Below are 26,587 nucleotides of genomic sequence, written 5' to 3'. Positions count from 1 at the left end.
TGATTGAAATCAACCTTTTAAAGCCATGGTCAAAAGTTTTACCGGAGTACGTAAAGCTCCAAAAAAGGAAATCCAACAAATTAAAGCCGAAGACTTTATGACGGCAAAACTAGTTACGTTTCATCCTGATCAGCATATGGGTGAGGTTTTTAAGAAACTATTGGATAAGAATATTTCCGGTGGCCCCGTACTTGATGATAACGGGAATCTCGTTGGAATCATATCCGAAGGTGACTGCCTGAAAGAAGTTGTAAAAGGGAAATACAACAATTCGCCAAATAAAGTCGGTACAGTAGGGGACTTGATGGCGAAAGAAGTTCATACCATTCCGCCTGATATGCCGATCTTGGATGTAGCTAATAAATTTTTAACGCTTAAGGTTAGGCGGTTTCCAATTATGAGTGACGGGAAATTAGTAGGCCAAATCAGCCAAAGAGATGTAATGCGTGCCGTAAGCGAATTGAAAAACGAAACTTGGTAAGAAATCTGTTTGAAAATGAACTTTTTCGGCTTTCCTTTGTCAGTTCATTGAGAAATGCTATTTTCATTGTGAGTCTGAACAATTTGGACTCTTAACACCAAATATTATTAATGGGTAGATCACACGAATCCTTCAGCAAGAGGGAAAAAGAAAAAAAGAAACAGAAGCGAAAAGAAGACAAGCTAAAGCGTAAAGAAGAGCGCAAAGAAGAAGGAGCGACTAGTTTTGACGACATGATTGCGTATGTAGACGAAAACGGAAGAATCGTAGATACGCCACCGGATCCGGCAGAGAAGGAAGAAATCGAAGCCGAAGATATCGTTCTCGGTATTCCGAAAAAGAGCGAAAGTGATGAAGTAATGGTCAATGAAGGAACTGTATCGTTCTTTGATGAGTCTAAAGGATTTGGATTTATTAAAGTCAAAGGTTCTCAAGAAAGCCTCTTCACACACGTATCCAGACACGAAGACGAAATCAAAGAAGGAAACAAAGTTTCATTTGACGTTGAACCGGGAGACAGAGGTCCCGTAGCGGTCAATGTTCGAATTATGAAATAAGTGATCCTCACAGATATTATAAATCCATCTCTTTTGGGATGGATTTTTTTGTTTTAGTTGAGATCATTTATTGAGTCATGTGGTTTTACACCGACAGTCAGAACCAGAGGAGGAATTTGCTGTTTAAAGGGTAAAGAAATGGTAATGGAGAATACAAAAAAGGTATACCTGGCAGGTGGTTGTTTCTGGGGAGTAGAAGATCTCTTTAGAGTTCGTCCCGGTATAATCGATACCGAAGTGGGTTACCTAGGTGGTAGCAACGATCATCCCACCTACAGAAATCATCCTGGGCATGCCGAGGGGATAGAAATTGTATACGACCCCACTGTGACTGATTACGAAGCAATCCTAGATTATTTCTTTCGTATTCATGATCCTACGACGGTTGATCGCCAGGGGAATGACCGTGGCTCAAGCTACCGATCAGCTGTATTCTTCCAAAATGAAGAAGAGAAAAAGACTGCTGATGATTTCATTCAAGTAGTAAACGAGTCAAACAGGTGGCCTTCAAAAGTGGTTACTACATTAGAGCCTTTTACCAAGTTTTGGCCTGCCGAGCCAGAGCATCAGGACTATCTGGTACGTATTCCCAATGGTTATACCTGTCATTTCGAACGATTTGGCCCTTATGAAAGGGCTTTATAATGAGCCCAATCATTGGGCTAGGAGGGAGCTGTCATTGGTGTACGGAAGGGATTTTCGGTTCAGTTATCGGGGTCGAAAAGGTCCGGCAAGGCTGGATATCAGCAGCTGCACCGCATAATTCATTTTCAGAAGCGATCTTATTTGAGTTCGATCCTCAACGAATTTCATTGCCTAATTTGATAGCCATTCATTTGCACTCGCATAGCTGTACCAGTGCGCACTGTATGCGAAAAAAATACCGATCGGCAATTTATGTGTTCAGTGCTGATCAGGAATTGTCATGCCTTCAAGCGCTGAAAAATCTTCAAGCCGAATTTGACGAAAAGATTATTACCGAAGTGCTGTATTTCAAAGATTTCAGATTGAATTCAGAGGAGTATCGGGATTATTACCACAACAATCCAGAGAAGCCTTTTTGCCAAAAGTTTATCGAACCGAAGTTGAATAGATTGTTGGAAAAATATTCGAGTAGCTTTAAGAGAAAAAGAACAGCTCAGTTAGATAGTAGTTCTATATATCAAAGGCCGTAAAATGTAAATGAATAAATGCAATCCGGAATGACTCATAATTTATATTATGTTAAGTAGGGTTTACGCTGCGCAGAGTAGCCTATTTATTCATAATACTATCTCTTTTCGCGTAAAGCTCCCCTAGTACTTTCTCTTGGTTTCTTAGATTGACTTCAGCATCTCGTATGATGACTCGCTTCTCGTTGATGTCATTTCGGATTTTATCTTTCATTCCTTCACTATTCGCCTTGTCAATATTTCCTTCCATAATATTGATCATACGCTCTTGGTCTTCGATGATCTTATATTCGGCTTGCTGACGATCTTCTATAGCCGTTATAGCGCGTTCCAAATCTTTAATCGTCTGCTCACCATTTTCTCCATTGCCATTTCCACAGCCTACAGCTAAAAAAATAATAATTGGAAGTATGTACCTCATAATTACCTTGTTCATATTGCATAAATAAACCCATCACAAAGGCGATGGGTTTACTTAACATAATATATTTCGACCTGTTTCCTTATTCAGCTTTCGCCGATTCAAGCTTTGTTTTCATCTCTTGGTACTTGTCGGTCATTTCCAAGAGAGCGTACAATTGTTGTAAAGAAGCCATAGCACCTACATCAGTCGGGTCCAATTGATGAGCCTTCTCTAAATGCGGTAGACCTTTTTCAAATTCCGCTTTAGCCTCTGCTCTCTTCGCTTCGTAAGCCTTATTGTCTTCAATTTCGTTTGCGGCATTGTTCATTTCTACACCATTGTTGAAGTAGAAAGCGCCCAAGTTGTAAACTGCATCAAAGTATTCAGGATCGATTTCAATAGCCTTTTTATAAGCTTTCACTGCTTCTTCGGTATTTCCAAGCTCCTGGTAAACCACACCAAGTGAGAAATACAACTGCTTATTATCCGGCTCTTTTTCGATGGCCAAAAGCAGGTTGTTCTTCGCTTCGTCAAACTTCTTACTCTGCAGATAATAATTCAATTCGTAAACGATCAAGTCGGCATCTTCCGGATACGCTTTCCTCCCTTCCTGAATTATGGCGAGGTAACCATCCGTATCCTCTTGACGCTGGTACAAGTTCGCCATGTAGAGATACATTTTTGCTCCTAAATAATTGATTTCCGTGGCCTTGCGATACTGAGTCAAAGCCATTTCAAAATTACCTGCTTGTTCTGCTGCCAATCCTGCATTGTATAAAGCGAGAGTATCTACTACCCCTAGATTTGCTGCAGCTTCCTCCCCCACCAAAAAGAGATTAGCGGACTTTTCGAATTCAGAGGCATTGTAAGCAGCGATTCCCATGTTCACGGCAAGGTTTTGTGCTTGTGCCAAACCGGAAAGGTTTTCCTGCTTCCATTTGTTCTTTACATCAAGTTCCATCGCCTTTTCAAAAGACTCAATGGCTGTTTTGATGGCGTCTGCCTTGTCAATTCCCTCGTAATCGTTTTGAGCTAAACCGGTATAAATCTGACCTCGGTATCTCCAAGTCTTGTCGTCTACACCTGTCTTGGAATCAGTAATGGCTTCATCGATGGGCTCCTTAGCTTTTAAGAATTCACCATCAGACATATAGTTGTAAGCTGATACTCTTTTTGCGCTTTGAGCGAATGTGGTGGCCGCCGCCAAAACAAGAGTAAATAATATCAAAATGCGTTTCATGGATTTCGTTTTTTTATTTGTGGGCTTATTGACAAAGTGCGTGCCAAGTAAAAATCTCTCTACTTAACCAGGGCAAAAATAAGGGTTTAGAGTCCTTCTCCAAAGATTTCTTAAATTACTATGCGAAGCGCAATTCCAATTGGTATTTCTTGCACATTTCGAATCTAATTAACCACTATTAAATATATCATGAAAATCAAGATCTTTATTTTCTTAACAGGTTTAATCTTAGTCAAATCTGCAAGTGCTCAGATTGATTTAATTGGTGAATACCAAGCAGATCAGTCCCAACTGGTCCTCGTAGATGATAACCTTCTCAAAGTATTTACTTCCAATTATGATGAAGGATCATTTACACTATACAACTTGGACAATACGATTTACCGCGAAATCGACATTCCACAAGTGGGTATCTCAGGTACTCACTTTGTCTATTTTATCTCTAGAAGTCTTTTCGATTGTGACACAACAACAGTCGAGTATGTCCTATACAATGCTGACATGAGCCCCATGGGTGGGGTCGACAACAGGTGGGTAAGAGTGTATCGAGAAGATGGAACTGAATTGCTTTATGTCGCAGATGCTACCATAGCAGGAACCCCTACCTCATACTCTGTGGTGAATACGGGGTGGATTCAGAATAGTGAAATGGGGGCAGTTTTAAAAATCGGTTTGGTAAGTGATTTTAATCCCTTGCCCGAAACTCATCAGTACTATCAGCTCTGCGGAAGCGTACCTATCATGAATCGGTCTGCGGTGATGGGCGAACTGACGGGATTATGGGAAGCAGGTTCTGGATCTGATGACAGATTTGTGATATATCCTAATCCTACAGAATCTGATATTATTCAATTTGAGCTGGATGAGTATTCGAAGGGACAAGATGGTGTCATCCGATTTTTCAATATGAACGGTCAGCTGGTCAAAGAAGAACAGATTTATTTCCTTGACTCGCTCCAAAGCATAGATGTCTCTGACCTGTCATTTGGAACCTATCTCCTCAACGTGCAACTAGTCGATGGAACCATCGTCAATGAAAAGCTAGTTAAGCTCTAATAAAAACCATTTCCAATTCAACCTAAGCCCGCTTCGTATTCGAAGCGGGCTTTCCTTTTAGAAAGCATTTGGATTCGCCTTTTTCATTAGATTTATCCGATCAAAATTTGTGCATTTCAAGGTTGAATTAGCGTATCTTTGCGGCCGCAAAAAATCACCCTATTCAAATGGAATCTATTACCGGCTTTGCCATTCTGGCCTTTACTTCATTCTTTACGCTCATCAATCCACTGGGTACCATGCCCGTATTTATGACCATGACTGCTGGTCTCGATAAACACGGAAAAAAACAAACGGCATTGAAAGCTGTGTTGGTTGCCTTCGGTGCACTGCTCTTTTTTGCATTTACAGGTCATCTTCTCTTCAAGTTCTTCGGGATTTCGGTAGATAGTTTTCGCGTCGTGGGTGGAATCATCTTCTTCATGATGGGCTATGATATGCTGCAAGCTCGACTTTCTTCGGTGAAAGTGCGCAAAGAGGATAAGAAGTCTTACGTAACCGATATTTCTGTGACGCCTTTAGGCATACCAATGATTTGCGGACCCGGCTCAATCACAAACATGATCGTTTTGATGGATCTCGCCGAAGGTCCTGCTCAAAAAGCAACCTTGATAGCAACTGTAGCGCTGGTTCTTATATTGACGCTTTTAATTCTTGTGAGCTCTTCAAAAATCAGCGAGAAGCTGGGTGAAACCGGCAATAAGGTTTTGATGCGAATGATGGGGCTAATTGTGATGGTGATAGCAGTAGAATTCCTTTTCAGCGGACTTCGACCTATTCTCGTACGGATCATTCAGGAAGGAATTGCGGCTTAGCGATCCAGCCATTGCTTAAACTCTCTTGTTTTTTCTCGACTTAACACGATATCTTGATCATCCCAATCGTGAAGAGTCACCTTGAGTCGACTATTGGAATAACTGAGCATTTCATCCACAGCTTCAAAACGGGCGATGTACTTTCGGTTTAACCGAAAGAACTCCGCCGGATCGAGCATAGCTTCAACCTGCTCAAGAGTGTAGTCCACCAAATAGTTTTTTCCTTCTTTGCTACGGAGATAGGTCCCTTTGTTCTCGCTGTAAGCGAAATTAGCATCACTCACCTCCAAGGTTTGCAACCGATCCCCTACTCTTGTTACAAATCGTTTTTTGTACTTGTTTTGGTAGTCGCTCTTGATTTGTTCTGGCCAGTCATTTCCAAAAACCTTGACGGGATGGTTGAGAAAATGCATTTGGAATTTTTCGATGGCGCCCGAAAGATCATCTTCGCCGATTGGCTTTAGCAAATAATCGACCGAATTGAGCTTGAAAGCTCGAATAGCATATTGATCGTAAGCTGTGGTGAAGATGATGGGACAAGAAACTTTGACCTTCTCTCCTATTTCAAAGCTCAATCCATCGGCCAAGTGGATATCGAAAAAAGCCAGGTCGGGTTTTGGATTTTCAGAAAACCATTGAACGGCTTCTTTAACGGATTCACAAGGTCCGTGAATAAAGGCCTTAGGCACCAGCGCGGAAATTAGTCGCTTCAAGCGCTTAGCAGCTTGCTCTTCATCTTCGATAATGAGAAAATTCATCACGACAGCGTTTTGGTTAGCAGTGGTATGTTGACTTCAAATAGCGCTTCATTCTGATCGATCACCACCTCCCGATTTGAAAGGAAACTATAGCGCTCTTTGATGTTTTTTAATCCGATTCCTGACTCTTCAGGCTCAGTAGTCCTTGGGTTAAATGTATTGGTCACCTTCAATTGGTCGTCTTCCTGAATGATGGAAATAATAAGTGGCTTATCCTTGGTAGCCGCATTGTGCTTAACGGCATTTTCCAATAGCAGCTGGAGGGTAAGCGGCGGAATAGCGTATTTCACCGAGTCATTAACTCTAATGACATAACTGATTTTGCTGCCAAAGCGTAGCTCCTGTAGTTCGAGGTAGTTTTTGGCGAAAGCCAACTCTTGATCCAATTCTACCAGCTCCTCATATTGTACGTCGAGTACATACCGATAAATCTTCGATAGCTTTTCGATAAAGGCATTGGCCTGATCGGCATCCTCGTAAACGAGATTACTCAAAACATTGAGAGAATTGAAGAGAAAATGAGGGTTCAACTGATCTTTCAAGCTTTGATACTTCCAAGCCAGACGCTCGGTTCTCATTTGCTCAGCATCGATAGCCGCTTGCCTCCACTCCATCAAAAAACTTCTACTGGTCAGAATTAATGTAATGCTCAATGCAATGATGATGGGCATTTTCGTAGAGTTCACCATTCCTTCCCAACCGACTTCATCCAATTTAAAGTAATCCCATACGTAAACGGAAAAGATAGTTGCCAGACAAAGACTAACTACAAAAGTGTAAGTAGTCACCACCAAAATATCGAAAACCAACCTGCTGAATGGAGCATCCAGCCAGGGGAAGTATTTATCGGCCTTCTCAATAATAAACCCAATACCACCGCTGAGGAAACAAGACAAGAGGAAAGAGTAGACAAAGTCATCTATATTCTTCAGAAAAATTCCTGCATCTGTAAAGCAGGATGGGCAAAAGCTGAGTTGGATCCCTGCAGCCAGAGCGAGATTGATCAGGAGAAATCGACCGATTTTCTTTGTACGAAATGGATTCTGACTATTCACGATGGCTAATTTATGGTTGTTTGTGAGATCCGTCATGATTTTCTTTCCAGAGTTATTCATAAGACGCTGAGAACATTGAGGCCATTAAAATTTAAAGCTCAGAATAAAGAGATAACAGATGAACGCAAGCATTCAAATGAGAATCACACGAAAAAGTGTCTAAATTCACTTTTCACTCATCGCGACGGTGTACTCTTACTTTTCAGAAAATCCTGATTCATCATAAGGACTGTTAGTTCGGAAAAAACCCTTTTCTCTTCAGTTTTCGCTGCCGTTTAGGACTCGATTAGAGCCCTAAATGTGATGCTTAATTCAATATTTCGATCTTGTTGAATCTGTAAGATTCCATCGTTCAAAAAGCATTCGTAGTAGATATTGAAATTGTCTGTGTTTGTGAATATGCCTTTCACATTAACATTTTGTAGATTTCCATTAAAACTCGCTTCAGAAAGTTTTTCTGGTCCAACTGAAGAAATGAATAGCGCATTTTCTGGAATTCCGTATTCGGCAGTTTCATCTAGGTTTCTCGAGGCCATATGTATAGCTAAACTATCGAGGTAAGAAAACGTTGATACATCCGAAGATCTGATAGCTAAGTTCACAATTTCGAGTCTTACTAAAGAAGCGTTGTCATGCTCCTTGAGCTCGGTATTGATAGCATAGTTAATTCCCGAATCAATGTCCTCTTCCCATATTATGGTATCTCCGGGAATAAAGGAGAAAGGCACTGTAAAAGACAGATCGGCTGCATGGTCAATATTACCGCTATACCCTCCCTCTTTTTTACAAGAAAAAGTAAGTATGCAGATAGTTACAAGTGTAATTGCTTTGATAAAATTAATATATATGAATTTCATTTTTGAAGCTTTTGATGTGTTATATGTTCGGGTCAATGAGAACATGAAAAATTGAGCTATTGGATTTCATTTCTGCAATGATTTAATAGGTCCTACCAAGAATCTATGGTCTTTTGCAAGATCAGACATAATGAAGTTTTTAATAATGCTGCCAACGCTTAATCCACTGGTAGCAGGTATTGAATGAATTAGTGATTACATCCCTCTAAGATCTCCTGAGCAGAATCCATACCCCAAGAAGGTTGTAGCTCATCAGAAGGCTTTTCGTTTTTCAGCAATTCAGCACTTTGACGTGCCAATTCACAAGCTCTCGGACTATCCGTTCCCATAAATTGAGCCGTTCCCTTTTCCATTTGAGCCATCATCACTTTCGCGCGTGGATTCTCAGGATTCATCGCCATCGCCTTTCCAAAGCTTTGCATGATTTGAGGGCTGTAAGATTGCGCGCGGTTCATAGGGTCTACGGTCATCTTGGCCATAAGAGCATATCCGTATAGAACTTCCACTTCATCATTATTTGGTGAAATGGCTTGTGCCTTTTTTACTTGCTCCATGGCACGTTCGATAACTTCATCGCGCTTGGCAGGGTCCTGCAATGTCCAATTGTAGTTGAGGAGATTTAAAGCGGCATAGTAGCTTGGCAAGTATTCGTCAGTTGCTTTTTGACCAATGCGCTCAAATGTATTCGCTGCAGCCAACATAGCATCGGGTGATTGGGCATCTTCCATTTCAGTCAGTGCTTTTTTCATGGCTCTTTCATAGGCTCCGTCTTGTGCAGAGAGTGAAAATACTGTTACCATAATTAGGATAATTGTTGTTGTTAGAGTTTTCATAATAAATTGATTTTTAGAGTTTATAAGTTGTTTAGTTGATTTGCTGATTTATCTGATGAAAGAGTCCAAAACACACCAATGAAAGCAAAGAATGGAGCGGCTTGACCATTGGGTTCTCGTTCGTAAAACCCGTTTTCATTGGGCTCATTCGCGTAGCGATATCCGAAGACATTTTCGCGCCCCGTTACGTTACTCACTGAAGCGTGTATGATCAAATTCTGTCGAAAGAGGTAGCTCCAATTCAATGAAAGCGAAGCATAGTCTGGAGAAAGTGACTCCATCTCCCCTGCTCTGTTCGGGCTGTCGTAAGGGTGCCCGCTATTCCAGCTAAAAGTTCCTCCTACTTGTGATTTCAAGTCTGCAATCCAATACTTCATCACAGCGCTGAAGTTGTGTTGTGGAGCGTAGTTTGGTCTTACCTGGGTCTCAAAACCGTTGAAGCGTCGCTTGCTATCCACATAACTGTAAGTCAACCAGAAGTCGGCATTCTTGATCAGTGATTGCTCGCGGTAAAAGAGATCAAAACCTCTGGCGTATCCATCTCCTGCGGCTTGAATGCCTTCAGCTTCGATGGTGGCGAAATCGTTGTAATCCTTGTAGTAAGCTTCAGCGCGCAATGTTCTCTTTTGAGTAGCGTGCTGGAAGCTCAATTGAATATGATCCGCCTTTGACGGGTCGATGCCCGGAGCCATCACACGATTGCTACTGGCTTGTGGCTGACTGAACCTTCCCGCTGCTATCGATATGGTTCCATGTTCATATGGCTGATAGGCAGCTGCCAATCTTGGTTCTACTCGACTTATATCGCTTTCGCTGAAATTTGATCCGCGTAGTCCACCCCTCACGGTCCAGTTAGGGTTGATGTACCACTCAGCTTCAGTCCATGCTGAAGAGCGTAACTCCTCAAAACCTCTTTCGGCATTGAGTTCTACGATGGTCTCGGCATATTCAAGAAAGAAAACTTCGGCACCGATTTTCACCTTAAAAGATTCAGTGAGGTAATGTGTAGCCTTCTGCTTTACATGCAATAAGTTGTTGTCTATATCAAATGAGGCCGTATCCAAATCATAGTGATCTCTATTGAGGCTAAGCGATGTTCCTCCTTCAAGGAGCCATTTGTCATTGAGCGGCAGCTCATACGTTGCATTTCCGAAGCCGAAGGTGTTCTCCACTCCCAGCCTGTTCCCTTGGTCTTCAGATCCGACTTTTTGCTGATAAAGCGCCATTTCGCTTTTCGATCCCATTACAAAACCCTTGATGATTCCGTCTTTCCCGAGATCGTGTCGATAAATCACCTGACCATCTATCGTCTCAGGAGCCTTGTCCCAATCGAAGTTTTGCTCCACCACGTTTTGGTATGGAGCCAAGTTGATATAGCCTCCCTGTGCGGTAACCGATTGCTTCTCTCCCACAAAAGTGGACGAGGCAGTCGCTCCGACACTCATAAACGAAAAGTCGCTCTGGTTTCTAACCGGTCGATCAACCGTTTCCAGTGCCAATACCGATGAAAGTGCGTCGCCAAACTCAGCCGAGTAGCCACCAGTGCTGAAGAAAGTTCCTTTAAATAGTACGGGGCTGAATCGGTTTCTAGTTGGCACATTTCCCGTGGTTGAGCCATAGGCGTTTCCAACTCGAAGCCCGTCAAAAAAGATAGCTGTTTCGGAGGCGTCTCCCCCTCTTACGAAAAGTCTCCCGTCATTTCCCACAGTAGCTGTCCCGGGCAATGTCGCTAAGGCGCCCGTGATATCGCCAAGTGCTCCTGCGGTGGTAAGAATATCGAGAGGTTTCATCACAACCGATGTCGCTTTTTCATTTACTTCAATGGTACCGGCTGTAATGGATACAGCATTTAGTTCGTTCACCAAAGTTTTTAAAGTGATGGTCAAATTGGTTGTCTCCTTGAGCGTGATTTCAGTTTGGTGAAAACCAACGGATGAAAGTATGAGAACAAGGCTATCAGCCGCTTCCGTTTCGAACGAGAACTCTCCAACGGCATTGGTTGAGGCACCGTCGAAAGAATCTTTGATCCAAACGTTCACCCCGGGAATGCTTTCGCTTTTGGAGTCGCGTACTGTTCCCGAAACCTGTATCTGTGCCCAAGTTGGGAGAGCTATAAAAACGAATATGATGGAAAGCAGTCGCATGGTCGTTGGCATTAAATCCGATACGAATATGCCGCGAACCAAGGGGCAATGAAAAAGAGACTGACCGAATCTACTTATTCAATCGATGAATCTACGTGAGGGGTTTAGAGCAGTCGGTAAAGGGGAATAAGAAGAAAGGAAACAATACTTTGATAAGCGTCTCAACGAACGTTTAATTGACTTTTTGCTTGATTCATTTTTTCTGAAATCACCTTTTTGAGCTTCAGGTGTTTTTTCGTGGAATAGGTTTCCATTCCTAAGCGGGCCAATCCCATAGCGATGATGGGGATTCGATAGTCGAGTTGATAAAGAGCAGACGAAAAAAGACCTACTGCGATCACTCCCAGCACCGTGAGTGTCTGCAGCCTGAATTCTCGATCCAGAAACTCCATTTGTTTTATCTTCTCCATTTGCAAGACTTCCGCCAAAAGCGCTGCAAGCACGCCAATGAAAGTGAATGATATCGGGATAAAATTATCGATGAAAGGCTCCAAGGGATTGACATTTGCCTCTTGACCTCTAATGGGTTCAGGGATTTCTTCAACAGCGACTCCCAGATAGTAGGCTATGATACAGAATAGAAAAACGAAAAGTGCACCTCCTGGAATATTGAGCATATGAGTAATATAGTTGCCATCATGTCTCATTTTATAAAAAGTGAAAACCAAGATGATTGCTGCAAATTCGGCGGTGAGGTAGGCCACCATCAAATAGGTCAAAGGCTCAGTTCCTAAAAGAAATCCAAGCTGAGCGAAATAGACAAGAAATATTATTCGGTTCTTCGTGAGCATAACCAACCTCAAAAATGAGTATTTTTCTGCATCTATTGAAGCTATGAGTACAAGTGACGACATCGCAACGCTAGCCGCCAGGTTTATCAACTCTACCTCTCAGCATGTATTCCTTACGGGAAAAGCAGGGACGGGAAAGACAACTTTCCTCAAAAGTCTTAGTGAAAAAACACATAAGCGCTTTATTGTAGTAGCTCCTACGGGCATTGCCGCGCTAAATGCAGGCGGTGTTACCATTCACTCGCAGTTTCTGCTGCCGCTTGGCTCCTACGTACCTGATGAGACTGTCCAAGCAGATTGGGGAGCGTTCTTTAATAACTCTATCCTCGCTAGAAAAAACCCGCTTAATTCGGATCGGAAGAAAGTCCTTCGCGAGATTGATTTATTGGTTATTGACGAGGTGAGCATGCTACGAGCCGATATTCTCGACGCACTGGACTACAGACTCAGAGCGGCGAGAGGTAATTATAGAAAACCATTTGGTGGAGTTCAGCTACTACTGATTGGTGATCTTTTCCAGCTTCCGCCAATTGTGCGTGACAGGGAATGGAGTGTCCTACAGAAGTTCTACTCTTCAATTCACTTCTTTGAATCTACTGCTTTGAAAAAGTCAGGCTTCGTTTATCTGGAGTTGGACAAGGTTTTTCGACAAGAGGATCAATCATTTATTGAGATTCTGAATAGACTCCGAACCAACAAAAGTACTGAAGCTGATATCGCTGCCTTGAATCGGCACTACGGGAAAGAGCCGCCCGAAAAGGCAATCACGCTTTGTACGCATAACGCCCAAGCTGATAAAATCAACCAAGGCGAACTCGAATCACTCAAGGGGAAGTCATTTGTTTATGAAGCAGAGATTGAAAAGGATTTTCCCGAAAAGCTTTACCCCATTGCCGAAAAGATGGAACTCAAAGTGGGTGCACGGGTCATGTTTATCAAAAATGATAACGTCAGCAATCTCTTCTACAACGGGAAGTTAGCAACGGTGACAGAATTGACAAACGACTCGATCAAAGTAGATCTTGACGATGAAGACCGCGAGATCGAAGTGGAACGAATGAGCTGGACGAACTCGAAATTTACGGTCAATTCCGACAACGAACTTCAGGAAGAAGTTTTGGGTAATTTCTCACATTTCCCGCTGAAATACGCCTGGGCGGTAACGGTACACAAGAGCCAAGGATTGACCTTTGATCAAGCCGTTATCGACGTAGGGCGAGCATTCGCACCTGGTCAGGTATACGTGGCCTTATCGCGTTTAAGAAGTTTGGAGGGACTGTTTTTGCGAACGAAGATTCATTCAGGAGCTATATCGGGAGATCATCAAGTGACCCGATTCGCTGAGCGAAAAGAAGCACAAGCACCACCGGAAGAAATTCTCGAAAGAGGTCGTCAAGTCTATCTCATCGAAAGTTTGGATGAGACTTTTAATTTTGATGAGATTCCAAAACGAGTAGATTATGTCTTGAACAAGGCTGGCGATAAAGGTCGGTTTTCCGATCCCGAGATGAACACCACACTTGTCAGTATCAAGCGCGCTGTTGAAGCCGAAAAAGAGAATACCATTAAGTTCAGGCGGCAATTGCACCAATTGGTGACTGCAGGTGATAATGAGAAGCTACTCGACCGTATTGAGAAAGGTACTCAATACTACCGCAATAAGCTGTTTGACGAGTTGGAGAATCTCTTGAAGCATTTGGAGTTTGTAAGAGGTCTGTCAAAGACGGTTACCTACCTGAGACTGGCAGAAGAGATTGATCACACTTTGATGAATCAGATCACCAAGCTTTGGCTTGCCAAGCCCATCGCTGAAGGGATTTTGCAAAATCAAATGTCGCTGGATACAGAAAAGTACGATGCCCTGAAGAAAGCGCGCAGAGAGAAAATTTTGGAAAAGGTGAAGCTTGAGTTGGGAAAGAACCCCATTAAAGATGCTTCCCGAAAGGAAAAAAAGAAACCTGCAAAAAAGGGTGCAACCTATCAGGAAACTTATCGCTTGCTAAAAGATGGATTGACACCTGCGCAAATTGCCATTAAGCGATCGTTGGCTGAATCAACCATCTGGACACACGTGGCGAATGGAATTAAAGAAGGTGTGCTCAAACTGGATAAATACATGGGAACTGAGGATATTGCCAAAATTCGTGAGGCTTTGATCGAATACGGCTCAGGCGGAACCTCTGCGGTACATCGCGCTCTTGACGGGGAGTACCAGTACCACCATATCAGAATGGTGGTCAATTCGCTCCAGATAGAGAAAAGTGAAGATTGAATAGTCCTTTATAAGCCCTCAATGAATGTAAGATTTCAGTCTTTCGCTTTCACGATAAACGTCCCAACTCAGTATAAGATTGAAATGAGCCTGTTACACAGGTCAGTACTCTTCGGTGCCGGTCAGTCTTTTTCGAATGGCTTTTTCCAAATAAACGATGATGAAAAGCCCCACTCCGGCGGCCATTATTCTTAACCAAGAGTCCAGACTAATGGGAGCTGAATAGAATAATGCATTCATAAACGGTGCATGAATGAAAATGAGCTGTAGACCCAGCATGGCGAACGCCCCATAGTACACCCACATGTTTGAAAACAAACCGATTTCTCTAACCGACCTACGCAAAGAGCGGCAATTGAACAGGTAAAATGTTTCCATGGCAACAAATACCGTGGCAGCAACCGTTTGCGCTTCTGCAAATTCAGACCCTATCATAAGTTCATATTGAAACAAGAGAAAGGCAGCCAAAGTGATCAAGGAGCCTACGAGGAGCGTCCGCATTATCAAAGGAAAGGAAAGAATGGGTCTCCGAGATGGAACAGGAGGCCTATCCATTATGCCCGGCTCCTTGGGTTCAAAGGCCAACATCAAGCCCAATAAAACTGCAGTGGTCATATTGATCCACAAAATCTGAACAGGAGCCAGTGGTAGTCTGGTGGAAAATATTATGCTGGCGAGGATGACCAGTGCTTCGCCCAAATTGGTTGGGAGGGTCCAAACAATGAACTTTGTCAGGTTATCCAGAACTCCCCGCCCCTCCTCCACTGCGGCTTCGATAGATGCGAAATTGTCATCTGTCAAAACCATATCTGAAGCATCTTTTGCTACTTCCGTGCCCATGATTCCCATGGCTACCCCGATGTCTGCTTGCTTCAGAGCGGGGCCATCGTTTACACCGTCGCCCGTCATGGCTACCACCTTATCGGTGGCCTGGAGGGCTTTTACCAATCTTAGTTTTTGGTCAGGACTCACTCTGGCGAATACTGAAAAATCATTGGCCATTTTCTCCATTTCATTTTCCGAAAGTTTCCCGAGTTCCACCCCGGTCAAGGCTTGCAGCTTGCCACCTTTCTTTTTTCCTTCAACCCCCAATTGATCTGCGATAGTAGCTGCGGTCAAAGCATGGTCGCCGGTGATCATCTTGACGTGAATGCCCGCTTGTTGACAAAGCGCTACAGCTTCAATAGCCTCCTTTCTCGGCGGGTCGATCATTCCTTGAAGACCGATAAAAACCATTTCCTCAGCTACATCTTCGTGGTCTACATCTTCTTTTTCGGAATCAAAGGTCTTGTATGCAAATGCCAAAACTCGTAGACCCTCAGCAGCCCATTGCTCAGCTTTTTTTCGCAATATGGGCTCATCAATTTTTATATGATGCCCTTCAGGATCCATCATGTAGTCGGAAGAGCGCAAGATTGCTTCCACGGAACCTTTCATGAAAAGGAGATTCTCATCGTGCCGATGCAAAGTGGCCATATACTGGTATTCCGATTGAAAGGGAATCTCGTCGATCAATGGGAAATATCGGTCGATGTAGTGGTCTTTGATACCCGTTTTTTCCGCGGCGCTAATCAGAGCTGCCTCCGTAGGATCTCCTTCAGCAACCCATCTGCCATTCTCTTCCACAATACGGCTGTGATTGCATAATACACTGGCCCTCAGTAAAAGATGAATGGCGGGTTTTTTTGAAAGGGTAACTTCCTCACCTTCAAAAAGAACTTTTCCTTCTGGCTTGTACCCTATTCCTGTTACATCAAAATGGTCGCCTCCCGCCAATATCTTTTGAACCGTCATTTGATTTTCGGTGAGGGTTCCCGTTTTGTCAGAACAGATGACGTTGGTACTCCCCAAGGTTTCTACAGCTACGAGTTTGCGAATTATTGCTTGCTTTTTCGCCATTTTACCCACACCGATGGCGAGCATAATGGTCACTGCAGCGGGAAGACCTTCAGGTATAGCCCCCACCATCAACGCCACCGCAACCATAAAAGCTTCGGCCAAATCTTCACCGCGCAAATACGCTACCGCAAGGATAATAAAGGCAAGACTCAAAATTATCCACAACAAAGTATGGCTGAAGTTTTTGATTTTCAGGGTTAATGGAGTATCGAGCTCTTTGGTCGAGGCGATGGTTTTGTTTATCTCTCCGACCTCAGTGCGATCACCCGTGCTGATCACAATGCCTCTACCTGTGCCATAAGTAACAACTGTTGTAGCGAAACCCATATTAAGACGATCACCGAGAATGGCATCCTCAGCGACTGTTTCAATACTCTTTTCCGTGGCTACCGATTCGCCCGTAAGCGCAGATTCATCGACCTGTAAGTTTTTGATCGATACCAAGCGCAGGTCAGCAGGCATTTTATCTCCGGGTTGCACCTTCACGATATCTCCCGGAACCAAATTTATACTGTTCACTACGGATGATTTCCCATCTCGGACTACCGTAGCTGTGGTACTCATGCTCTTTGAAAGGGAGTCGATAGCCTTCAATGCTCGGGTTTCTTGGATGTAGCCAATAATGGAGTTGACCAGGACCACGGCAAAGATGACGGCTGCATCCGGATATTCTTTCAGCAAAAGCGTAACCAAAGTTGCACCTAAAAGGATATAAATCAACGGTTGATTGAACTGCAGTATAAAACGGACCAAATCGCTTTGTCGTTTTTTGGTGGTTATGCGATTTTCACCGTATTGTTCGAGGCGAGATTTGGCTTCCTCCTTGGAAAGACCATTACTCAAATCAGTCTTCAGGTGGTCTGCAATTTCCTTACTAGCAAGAGTGTGCCAGTTCAAACTGCGTACTTTGTGATTTGTATTCAATTTCACCATCGATTTTCTTTTCTCTTTTTTTCTCTTCCTGAATTGAATTTTATCAATGAATGGTTATTCCGAAATTTAGGAAATAAGAAGCAAAGCCGATCCTTGATCAAATAGTTAGAACAACATACCCGATCTTTTTTCAAAAAAATGATCACGGCAAGACCACCAACTTTACCTCTATGAAAACGACTATACTTTTATTTTCACTTTTATTGATTTTCGATCTTTCAGCCCAAAACCCGAACTACGATGCCGATCTTGCGAAGCAACTCGGTGCCGACGATTACGGGATGAAAATGTATAGTTTGGTAATCCTCAAAACAGGCACAAATCAGGTAACTGATAAAGACTCTTAGGCAGTTTTGATGCGTGGTCATCTCGATAATATTACTCGACTGGCGGAACAAAATATGCTCTCAGTTGCAGGTCCTTTTGGAGAAAACGACTTGAAATACCGCGGTCTGTTTATCCTAAATGCTGCTACTACGGAAGAAGCAGAAGAACTACTAAGCACTGACCCGTCCATTGCAGCAGGAGTCTTCGAAACGGAAATTATTCCTTGGTACGGTTCGGCGGCACTCCCCACCTATCTTGAAAATTACGAAAAAATTGAGAAAACCAGACCTTAAAATTAGTCTCTAAACAAGGTCAAATTTCCCTGCTGCTCAAAAGCTCGCCCTTCAAAATCATTTACTCGAATGATGTAGAAGTAAACTCCTTCGGAGCAGAGTTCTCCTGACTTGTCATTCGTGCCGTCCCAATAAGTCGTAAAGTCTTTACTCTCGTAAACGATTCTTCCCCAGCGGTTGTAAACGACCACCTCAAAAAACAAGGGCTGATCAAGTCCGATGATCCATTCATCGTTTAATCCGTCGCCATTGGGTGTAATTACATTAGGAATTTGGATGGTGCAATCGGCAAATTGAATAATGATAATATCAACCGATCGACAACCGTTGAAATCCGTAGCGACTAAGCTTACCATCAGTGACGATTCGAGCTCCGGATTGTAAATAGAATCATTGGTACCATCAGACCACTGGTAGCTATCAAAGAGGGTATCGGGAGCGACGATGAAATCGGGTCGATAACACAATGACGTATCAGGAGGAAGATTGACTTGTCGCGTTTCAAACAGGCTGACATCGATCCCTGCGGTATCACTAATGCAGTCTTCCAGATTGGCGTAAGCCAGGTACTCCCCTTCTTGATCCAATGCTGATATGCTGTAAGAAACTATATCGCCTTGCAAGACGTCACCCGTTGGTGTAAGCCAGACGTAATCTACGCCGCCAGCCGCATTGAGCACTTCGAGGGATAAGCTTTCTCCGGTACAAACGGGTGCGTCAGTTGCTATGATTGGTTCTTCGGGAAATGGCTTTGGTCCAACGGTAATTGAGTCAATTGGTCCATCACAAAGTTCCGTATTGAGGTATACGTAAAAGGTGGTATCACTTAAAAATTCGGAGATGAAAACGGTGCTTTCATTTGAGATGATCTCTCCATCAGCGCTTTCCAAAAAGTTGATTTGAAGATTTGAATTCACTTCTATCGTAAAAGGCTCTCCTTCACAAACAGGTGTAAAGTCGAAGGTGGGCAATGGTGGAACTTCTTCAAAATTGATTTCGATTTGATTCGAAGCCAATTCACATCCGTATTCGTCTATGCCCACAACGAAAACAGTTCCATTTTCGGTAAACCACTCCTCCTCTTCGCTCCCTTCGGGAAACCACTGGTAGGTTTCCAGACCAGGTGTAGCGGCTATCAGAATACTATCGCCGTCGCAGGTCGGTTCAGGGTCTATCACTTCAATATCTACGCTGTATTCCGTTAATTCTACTTCTATGAAAAGTTCAATCTCCACATCACATCCCGTCACTATTACAGAGTAGATTCCAGGTTCTGTGACCGTCTGTACGGTATCACTTCCCGAAAAGGGCGCTTGCCACTCGATGGCATCTAATGAGGAACTAACAATACTTATATCGACTTCGCCACCTGGGCAAAGAACCGCATTGGATCCATCCAAAAAGGGAGTGGCAAATTCAGATACCTCAATGGTATTGGACACAAGTCCGCATCCTTCATAAAATTCAACTTCTGCGAAATAGAGTCCTGGTTCTTGCACATAAATGTCTGACTGCCCTTCGAAGGTTCCTGATGGGCCTTGCCATGTAATAGACCCCGGACTAGTAGTTATTATCTGAACGCTATCGCCGGGGCAAACTACGGCCTCTTCGGGATTGGTGAATATTTCGGGCGTTTGAACTTCTTGAACCAATATAAAATCTGTTGCCAAATCAGAACATCCGAATTCATTTGTCGCGGTTGCAGTGATTTGATAAAACCCGGGAGCAGCAACATAAATACTATCTCCAAAATTTTCTACAGGTTCAAAATCTTCGAAAGTTAAAAGCCCGTCATATTCGAGAAAGAACACCAATGTATCTCCCGGGCAGAAGAACTCGGGCCCCATGATTTCAATGGAGGCCTCAGGAACCGGAACAACTTCCACATAGATCGAATCTGAGGTAAATTGGGTGAGTATCTCATCTGTACAAGGATTCTCCTGAGAGATTAACTCAACAGTTACCACATACCAGCCTGCCTCTTCAGGAGTAACAGTGGCTGACCCTGATGTACCGATAATCGTACCCGGCGTCACGGACCATGTTATTTGGTATTGTTGAGTTGGATAAGGATCAGCGGTAAGGGAATCTAAGAGGTTAACAGGAAAGGAGCCTCCATCGCAAAGCTGAATGGTATCATTTGAAAGAGGAAATGCAATCAAGGGGGGAGTGTCTACAGGAATATCGTAGAATATAACGCTGATCACATTAAACGTGCTGCAACCGTCAGGAGTAGTAACAGAGATGAAGTATGCGCCTTCTTCGGTGACTGAAATTTCTTCAGTAAAAACAGGGTTGGCCCCAAACTGTCCACCCGACCATTGAAAAGAGTAGTCGTCAGGAAATTCGGCAGAAATGACAACAGTCTCTCCAGGGCACACAAAAACAGGTGTTGTCAACGATGCCGAGTTATTCACTCCTTCACTATCTGTTATTAAAGGTAGCACAGGCTCGGGGTAAACATCTACTTCAATATCAGCTGAAACAGAGTAACATCCGTCTTGGGAAGTAATGGTCACACTTTCGCTGGCCGCTGAAGTTACCAAAGACACAACTCCCGTGGAACCTGAGAAGCTCCATTGGTAATTTTCGGCGAAAGTGATTCCCGTTAATGAGTAGTTTGAAGCTGTGATGGCATATGGCGGACACGCTATTGTGCTTTCAGGACATGGCTCGGGAACAGACGGTGAGGAATTCAGATAAATACACGCGTCAGGAATGGTCAGGTCGCACCCACCACCCGAACGCTGATAGAAATCCATTGGTCTTCTCGAAGGGTCTATAGCCTTGAGAACAAAACCATCCAAACCTCCTGAACCCTCCAATGAGCGGTAGTTTCCGTAGTTCGAATCTCCGCAATAATTTATTCCTGAATTCTCATTATCGATCAAATCGGACATTCCGTTTACCGGAGCGTTTGTTACGGGAACGATTAATCCGCTGCCTCCATTAGATCCTGCTACTACCACGAAACCATCGGGCAAGAGAGTTATCGAATTGCATTGCTCATCAGATCCCGCGCCAAAGTTTCGGGCCCATTGGAATGATCCCGACGACGAATAAATGGCCGCAAATGCATCTTTTGATCCGAGAGAATTAAATGCAGCTTCGCCATATTCGTCGCTGTAAGAATCGAAAGTGCATTCGAACCATCCCGCTATGGCGATATTTCCCGATGAGAAATCGATTCCGCGTGAAGAAACATTGCTATTGCTACCCGCAGCCTCACCCCAAGAGAAACCTCCCGATCCTGAAATACTCAATAGAAATACGGAACTGGAAAATCCCGAAGTGAGGGTAACTGTAGATCCGGTTCCGAAAAAGTTCAAAGTTGTACCGAAATCTCCCGTTAGAAAAACCGAATTTCCATCTGAGGCAATGTCGTAGGAAATACTTTCCTCGCTTCCCCCACCCCATCGAAACCATTCTTCATTCCCGGCTGAGGAATACTTGATGAGAAAAATGGCATTTTGAATGGTATTGGAGTAGCTATTATCAAAGCTGATGTCGCCACTGAATTGTCCCGTTGCATACACAGCCCCTGAATTGTCAGTGGTTATTCCCAAGCCTCGATCGAGTGCTTCACCTGTGCCTTGCTTTGCCCACTGCTCATTTCCGTTGCTATCGTACTTAAGGATAAAGGCATCATTGGTACCATCAGTGGCATCGAGCGTGAATGCACCAAAATCGGCAGCCCCAGAAAACTGTCCTGTGATGATTACGTTTCCCGAACCATCTACTGCTACAGCGTTGGCTCTGTCCGAGTTGCCTGAGCTTCCTCCTGTTCTAGCCCAAATGGCATTTCCGTTGGCATCGAGCTTTAATACAAACGCATCTTGCCCACCATTGGAAGTTAAAGAAACGCCATTGCCAAAATTAATGCTACCGGTGTAGAAACCGCAAACCAATACATTACCAACTCCATCGACTGCTACCCCTAACCCCCGATCTGATTGGCTTCCGCCAAAGGACTCGGACCAAAGATTGACACCATTTGAAGAGACTTTTGTTACGAATATATCTGTAAGTCCCTGAACCGAATAAGTTGTTTCGTTGATCTGAGCTGAAGAGCTGAAATAGCCCGTTGAATAAGAGTTTCCTAGTCCGTCGCTTGCAATATCCAAGGTCTCGTCTACATTTCCGCCTGCCTGTTTTTTTGCCCAAAAAGACTGGGAAAAAGCCCCCTGAAAGGAAAGCGTGAAGATGATTAGAACGATTAGGTTTTTCACTAGGGTTTAGGGATTAGGACTCTTTTGAATTTGCATCATGAACAACTCATTTAACTGCATTTCTTCAATTCTATTGAATTTTCGGCAAGATAAGTATCGGTCGTAATAGTCAATTATTGATTGGCTCAATTCTCAAAGCTAAGACGTTCCTTTTCGTAAATAGTTGAAGAAAAGAACCTTGTTTCGGTCTAATCTCTCAAAATTGTCAGACTTCCTTGCTCTTCTATTAGTCTACCTTCAAAATCATTTACTTGTAACACATAGAAATATGTCCCTTCGGGGCAAGGCTCTCCTGAGTGTGAGTTTGTACCATCCCAGCCTGCTGTGGGATCGTTTCCTTGATACACTTTTCTCCCTGAACGGTTATAGACGATGACCTGATAGAATTGTGGTTGATCCAGCTCAATGATCCATAAGTCATTTATCCCATCTCCGTTTGGCGTGATAATATTGGGTACAACCACTAAGCAATTAATGAAATTCACCGTTACAAAGTCTACCGATTCACAACCATTAAAATCGGTAGCAACAAGAAATATTTGACCCGGATTATCTTCGGATGGGTAGAAAATAGAATCAGTGCTATTGTCTGACCACAAGTATGAGGCGAAGATTGTGTCGGCCTCAATAAAGAAATCTTCTATGAAACACAGCGAAGTATCAGGCGGAAGGTCCACCTGTCTGGTTTCAAAAAGATTCACATCGATTCCAACCGTATCGCTCAAACAGCCTTCTAAATCGGCGTATGCCAGATATGCGCCCTCTTGGGAGAGATCGTAAATTCCATATGTTATTAACTCTCCTCCTTGGAGCATATCTCCGTTTGGCGTAAGCCACGTATATATAACATCTGCCTCAGCATTTAATACTTCCAAAGTAAGATCTGTTCCCGTACAAACAGGAGCATCTGTCAATGGAATCGGCTCATCCGGATAAGGCTTGGGGGAAAGGTCTAAAGCTACTGTGTCTCCATTGCAATAAGGTGAAGCTAGAAAGACGTATAAGGTGGTATCGTTCCATAGCTGCTCTATCTCTTGTATGGAGTCATTTGAAATGACAAAACCTCCGAGGTCATTTAGCACATTGACTTCGAGGTCAGACGACACAAGGATTTCCATGGGCTCTCCTTCACAAGGCAGTTCGAATTGAAACGTCGGATCAGGTGGAATTGGTTCGAATGTTAGTTCAAGCGTGTTGGAAACAGCTTGACAGCCCTCATCGGTGAAAGCAGTAACAAAAACAGAACCTTCATCTTCAAACCATTGAGACTGTTCTTGTCCCACAGGGCTCCATTCATACTCTTCAAAACCTTCAGTTGCAGATACCAGAATACTATCGCCTGTGCATACCGGAGTAGAATCGGCGAGAGCAATGAATACTTCGGGTTCTAAAGATTCGATTTCAATACTGATATCGGTAGTAATATCGCAACCCGTCACAGTGACTGAATAAATCCCAGGATCAAATACTGTGACGATACTATCCCCACCAGATAATGGAGGAAGCCATTCTATTGTTTCTAAGCTATTCGAAAAAACCCAGATATCGGTACTACCACCCATGCAAACAGTCTCGTCTTCAGCATAGAGAAAAGGAGTTGCATATTCTGTGAGTTGTAAGGTGTTGGATACCAACACACATCCTTCATACAGCGTGACTTCTGCAAAGTACAGCCCTGACTCTTCTACCCACAAGCTATTCTCGCCATCAATTGACCCAAGCGGTCCTTGCCAAAGAAAGGAGCCTTCGTTGTCAGATAAAATCTGCACACTATCGCCCGGACAGATTACAGCGTTCGGAGGATCTGTAAATATTTGTGGACTTGAAATAAATGAAACCTGTTGGTTTGTGCTAGCACTACCCGTGCAGCCATTTGGAGCAATGGAGTCTGTCCAGAATGAATAGAATCCGGGAGAGTCAATGTAGACACTGTCGGTGAAATTCTCTGCAACCAAATTAGTAATACCTACAGTCCCTGTATAATCCAATTGTAAAACGATTGTATCCCCTGGACATAATTCAGACGGGCCTGAAACGGAAATAGAAACTTCGGGACTGGGAAGGACTTCTACATAAATAGAATCAATATCAGTGTATAAGAATGGAAACTCGTTGCATTGATTCAGAATAGGTTGGACTGAATGAGTGACTATGTGCCAACCATCTTGAATCGGACCAATGTTAGTATTCGAACTACCTGAACCAATACTCGCACCTAAATTCACCGTCCAATTTTGAATATATCCATCGTCAGGATGCAAATCATCTGTCCCTTCGATAAGAGCCATTGCCGCTATACTACCAAAGGTCTCGCCGTCACAAATACTAACCGTATCAGATTCATAAGGGAAAAAGATATCTACACCTAATTCCTCCACCACAGGTATTACCTCTACTTCCACTTGGTTTAAAGATGAACATCCAAATTCATTGGTTACGATAAGGTTGAATAGATCATCAGCAAAAACGGTCAGTGTGTCTTCTTCTTCAATATTGTCTAGACTCCAAGCAGTCCAAGTACCCGAGAGTGTATCGGGATATGTAGCCCAAATCAGGACGCTATCCCCCTCACAAAATTCAATAAGTTCAGTATCCAATGCCTCATTATTAACCACAATGTCGTCTGATATCAATCCGGCTTCAACAGCAGGAGCAAGCGTTACATAGATTTCATCCATATACGTGTAGCAACCATCTTCACTCTCGATTTCCAACGAAAACACTCCTTCACTGGTTACCTGACTATTGGACAAGCCATTAGGGTTGTTCCAATTATAGTCGTAATCGAATGCTATTTCATTGGAGTATGTCAGTGATGAGAAGCCCAGCGATTTTTCGGGGCATACCGTAATGGTATCCTGACAGTTAAAAACATCATTATTGGGAGAAGTTAATTCAAAAATACATGGGTTCATTACTGTGGGGTCGCAGACTGTAGATGGCTCACGTAGAAAAAAGTCGTACGGGGACCTGTTTTCGGTGAGCACTTTTACCAGAAATCCATCTTGCTCTGAATTTCCACTAAGTCTGTAAAATGACCCATAAGACAGATCTCCACATATTTCTTGATTCGAAATATTTCCCACCTGGCTGAGGTTGGTTCCAAAAATAAAGCCCGCCGAGGGCAATACCAGAGCATCTTTGAAAACGCCACCTACAACTTCATAACCATCCGTTAAAATTGAAACAGCAAGCGCTTGCTCGTCACTCTGCGAACCAAAATTTCTCGACCATAAAAAATCACCGTTCTCAGATGAGTAGCGAGCTGTAAATGCATCTTCAAAGCCTATGGAATTGAACGTTCCGGATCCATATTCTTGGCTGTAAGATTCAAACGTGCAACGGTAATAACCTGCGATACTCAGTTCACCATCGCGTTGTGATATAGCCCTGGACGAAACCAAGCTTTCGCTGCCAGCCGAAGCAGACCACAAGTGATCCCCTTGAGGTGAGAAAGCCATTATAAAGACTGACTCTGAAAATCCTGACTCAATAGTAATAGGTATCCCATTTCCCAGAATGCTAATGCTTTCTCCATAATCTCCCGTTACATATACGTTTTCTCCGTCCGAAGTAATGCCATAACCCACAGACTCTTCAGTCCCTCCCGCCATTCGAAACCACTGCTCAACTCCTTCAGCCGAGTGCTTTATCAGGAAGACTGCATTCAGAACATTGTTGTCATAGGTATTATCAAAATTAATGTCACCGCTAAATTGTCCCGTTGTGTAAACCGCACCTTCACTATCGGTGGCTATTCCCATTCCTCTGTCAAGACTCTCACCAGTGCCTTGTTTTGCCCATATTTCATTTCCGTCTGCATCATATTTAACAATGAATGCGTCTATTGAACCGTCGATGGTATTGAGGTTGAAGGAATCAAAAATGGCTTCTCCTGAGAATTGACCGGTGATTAGTACATTTCCCAGAGAATCAGCAGCAACTGCATTTGCGCGATCTGAATTTTGATTGCTTCCGCCGCCTTTGGCCCAAAGAACTTCTCCGTTTTGATCCAGCTTTAAGACAAAAGCATCTTGTCCGCCATTGGAAGTTAGAGTTACACCATTCCCGAAGTCTATATTCCCCGTATAAAACCCGCAAACGAGGATGTTGCCTAATTTATCCACAGCTATACCAAGGCCTCTGTCTGACTGGTTTCCCCCAAATGATACAGACCATTCGGTAAATCCACCTAGTGAAACCTTGGATACAAATACATCGGTGAGACCCTGAACATTCAGGTTTTCTCCATTTATATCTGCGGTTGTGCTGAAATAGCCTGTTGAATATGAGTTGCCTTCATTATCACTGGCTACTCCGAGTGTTTCATCTACATTTCCACCCGCTTGCCTTTTTGCCCAGAAGGTTTGACTAAAGGTTGATTGACAAAGGAAGAGGGTAACAAGGGTTAGTACAATTGGTCTCACTATTGGTCGTTTTGGTGCTTTGAAGCTAAGAAATTATCATAAACA

General features: G+C 43.4%; 20 protein-coding genes. 9 read left to right on the top strand and 11 right to left on the bottom strand.

The features are described 5' to 3' along the window. Positions 1-25 precede the first annotated feature (25 nt). The 4 genes from O3Q51_06560 to O3Q51_06545 all read left to right on the top strand — a co-directional run bounded on the left by O3Q51_06560 (position 26) and on the right by O3Q51_06545 (position 2,213). Positions 26-481 carry a CBS domain-containing protein gene (locus O3Q51_06560; GenBank protein MCZ4408461.1) on the top strand — a complete coding sequence of 152 codons (456 nt, stop codon included), beginning with the start codon at positions 26-28 and terminating at the stop codon, positions 479-481. A 110-nt stretch (positions 482-591) separates the two neighbouring features. After that, on the top strand, positions 592-1,038 hold the full coding sequence (locus O3Q51_06555) for a cold shock domain-containing protein (protein ID MCZ4408460.1): 447 nt from the start codon (positions 592-594) through the stop codon (positions 1,036-1,038). A 144-nt stretch (positions 1,039-1,182) separates the two neighbouring features. Beyond that, positions 1,183-1,683 carry a peptide-methionine (S)-S-oxide reductase MsrA gene (gene msrA / locus O3Q51_06550; protein ID MCZ4408459.1) on the top strand — a complete coding sequence of 167 codons (501 nt, stop codon included), beginning with the start codon at positions 1,183-1,185 and terminating at the stop codon, positions 1,681-1,683. Further along, positions 1,683-2,213, top strand: coding sequence for a peptide-methionine (S)-S-oxide reductase (locus O3Q51_06545; GenBank protein MCZ4408458.1), 531 nt, complete (start codon positions 1,683-1,685; stop codon positions 2,211-2,213). The genes msrA and O3Q51_06545 overlap by 1 nt, the downstream gene beginning before the upstream one ends. Before the next feature lie 79 nt (positions 2,214-2,292). On the opposite strand, the gene O3Q51_06540 is transcribed toward O3Q51_06545, so the two are convergent. Further along, positions 2,293-2,631 carry a hypothetical protein gene (locus O3Q51_06540; GenBank protein ID MCZ4408457.1) on the bottom strand — a complete coding sequence of 113 codons (339 nt, stop codon included), beginning with the start codon at positions 2,629-2,631 and terminating at the stop codon, positions 2,293-2,295. Positions 2,632-2,713: 82 nt separating this feature from the next. Further along, entirely contained in the window at positions 2,714-3,853 is a 1,140-nt protein-coding gene (locus O3Q51_06535; protein MCZ4408456.1) for a tetratricopeptide repeat protein, read from the bottom strand. 189 nt (positions 3,854-4,042) lie between these two features. Here O3Q51_06535 and O3Q51_06530 point away from each other — a divergent pair, with 189 nt between their 5' ends. Then, complete coding sequence (locus O3Q51_06530; GenBank protein MCZ4408455.1) at positions 4,043-4,909, top strand: T9SS type A sorting domain-containing protein; 867 nt, start codon at positions 4,043-4,045, stop codon at positions 4,907-4,909. A gap of 167 nt (positions 4,910-5,076) precedes the next feature. Continuing rightward, positions 5,077-5,724 carry a MarC family protein gene (locus O3Q51_06525; protein MCZ4408454.1) on the top strand — a complete coding sequence of 216 codons (648 nt, stop codon included), beginning with the start codon at positions 5,077-5,079 and terminating at the stop codon, positions 5,722-5,724. Here the strand turns inward: O3Q51_06525 and O3Q51_06520 are convergent. The 6 genes from O3Q51_06520 to O3Q51_06495 all read right to left on the bottom strand — a co-directional run bounded on the left by O3Q51_06520 (position 5,721) and on the right by O3Q51_06495 (position 12,162). Continuing rightward, a complete protein-coding gene (locus O3Q51_06520; protein ID MCZ4408453.1) occupies positions 5,721-6,482 on the bottom strand; it encodes a LytTR family DNA-binding domain-containing protein in 762 nt (253 codons plus the stop codon). The two genes, O3Q51_06525 and O3Q51_06520, sit on opposite strands and share 4 nt — an antisense overlap. After that, positions 6,482-7,573, bottom strand: coding sequence for a histidine kinase (locus tag O3Q51_06515; protein MCZ4408452.1), 1,092 nt, complete (start codon positions 7,571-7,573; stop codon positions 6,482-6,484). The genes O3Q51_06520 and O3Q51_06515 overlap by 1 nt, the downstream gene beginning before the upstream one ends. A 239-nt stretch (positions 7,574-7,812) precedes the next feature. Next, complete coding sequence (locus O3Q51_06510) at positions 7,813-8,394, bottom strand: hypothetical protein (GenBank protein MCZ4408451.1); 582 nt, start codon at positions 8,392-8,394, stop codon at positions 7,813-7,815. 188 nt (positions 8,395-8,582) lie between these two features. Continuing rightward, positions 8,583-9,227 (bottom strand): hypothetical protein, encoded by a 645-nt coding sequence (locus O3Q51_06505; protein MCZ4408450.1) that lies wholly within the window; start codon positions 9,225-9,227, stop codon positions 8,583-8,585. Between the two features lie 20 nt (positions 9,228-9,247). Further along, complete coding sequence (locus O3Q51_06500) at positions 9,248-11,383, bottom strand: TonB-dependent receptor (protein MCZ4408449.1); 2,136 nt, start codon at positions 11,381-11,383, stop codon at positions 9,248-9,250. Positions 11,384-11,532: 149 nt separating this feature from the next. Continuing rightward, on the bottom strand, positions 11,533-12,162 hold the full coding sequence (locus tag O3Q51_06495; protein MCZ4408448.1) for a hypothetical protein: 630 nt from the start codon (positions 12,160-12,162) through the stop codon (positions 11,533-11,535). A gap of 43 nt (positions 12,163-12,205) precedes the next feature. Between O3Q51_06495 and O3Q51_06490 the strand changes: the two genes are divergently transcribed. Next, a complete protein-coding gene (locus O3Q51_06490; GenBank protein MCZ4408447.1) occupies positions 12,206-14,434 on the top strand; it encodes a helix-turn-helix domain-containing protein in 2,229 nt (742 codons plus the stop codon). A gap of 102 nt (positions 14,435-14,536) precedes the next feature. On the opposite strand, the gene O3Q51_06485 is transcribed toward O3Q51_06490, so the two are convergent. Next, entirely contained in the window at positions 14,537-17,257 is a 2,721-nt protein-coding gene (locus O3Q51_06485; GenBank protein MCZ4408446.1) for a cation-transporting P-type ATPase, read from the bottom strand. Positions 17,258-17,436: 179 nt separating this feature from the next. On the opposite strand from O3Q51_06485, the gene O3Q51_06480 reads away from it, so the two are divergent. Both O3Q51_06480 and O3Q51_06475 read left to right on the top strand, forming a co-directional pair. Further along, a complete protein-coding gene (locus tag O3Q51_06480; GenBank protein ID MCZ4408445.1) occupies positions 17,437-17,613 on the top strand; it encodes a hypothetical protein in 177 nt (58 codons plus the stop codon). Between the two features lie 9 nt (positions 17,614-17,622). Further along, complete coding sequence (locus O3Q51_06475; GenBank protein MCZ4408444.1) at positions 17,623-17,886, top strand: YciI family protein; 264 nt, start codon at positions 17,623-17,625, stop codon at positions 17,884-17,886. A 2-nt stretch (positions 17,887-17,888) separates the two neighbouring features. On the opposite strand, the gene O3Q51_06470 is transcribed toward O3Q51_06475, so the two are convergent. Then, positions 17,889-22,115, bottom strand: a complete 4,227-nt coding sequence (locus tag O3Q51_06470; GenBank protein ID MCZ4408443.1) for a gliding motility-associated C-terminal domain-containing protein — start codon at positions 22,113-22,115, stop codon at positions 17,889-17,891. A gap of 188 nt (positions 22,116-22,303) precedes the next feature. Beyond that, positions 22,304-26,542 (bottom strand): gliding motility-associated C-terminal domain-containing protein, encoded by a 4,239-nt coding sequence (locus tag O3Q51_06465; GenBank protein MCZ4408442.1) that lies wholly within the window; start codon positions 26,540-26,542, stop codon positions 22,304-22,306. Positions 26,543-26,587 lie beyond the last annotated feature (45 nt).

This window comes from Cryomorphaceae bacterium 1068 (genome assembly GCA_027214385.1).
In the GTDB taxonomy this organism is placed as follows: domain Bacteria; phylum Bacteroidota; class Bacteroidia; order Flavobacteriales_D; family Cryomorphaceae; genus JAKVAV01.
The sequence above is the reverse complement of the archived record's forward strand: the minus strand, read 5'-3'. Positions and strand labels throughout refer to the sequence as shown.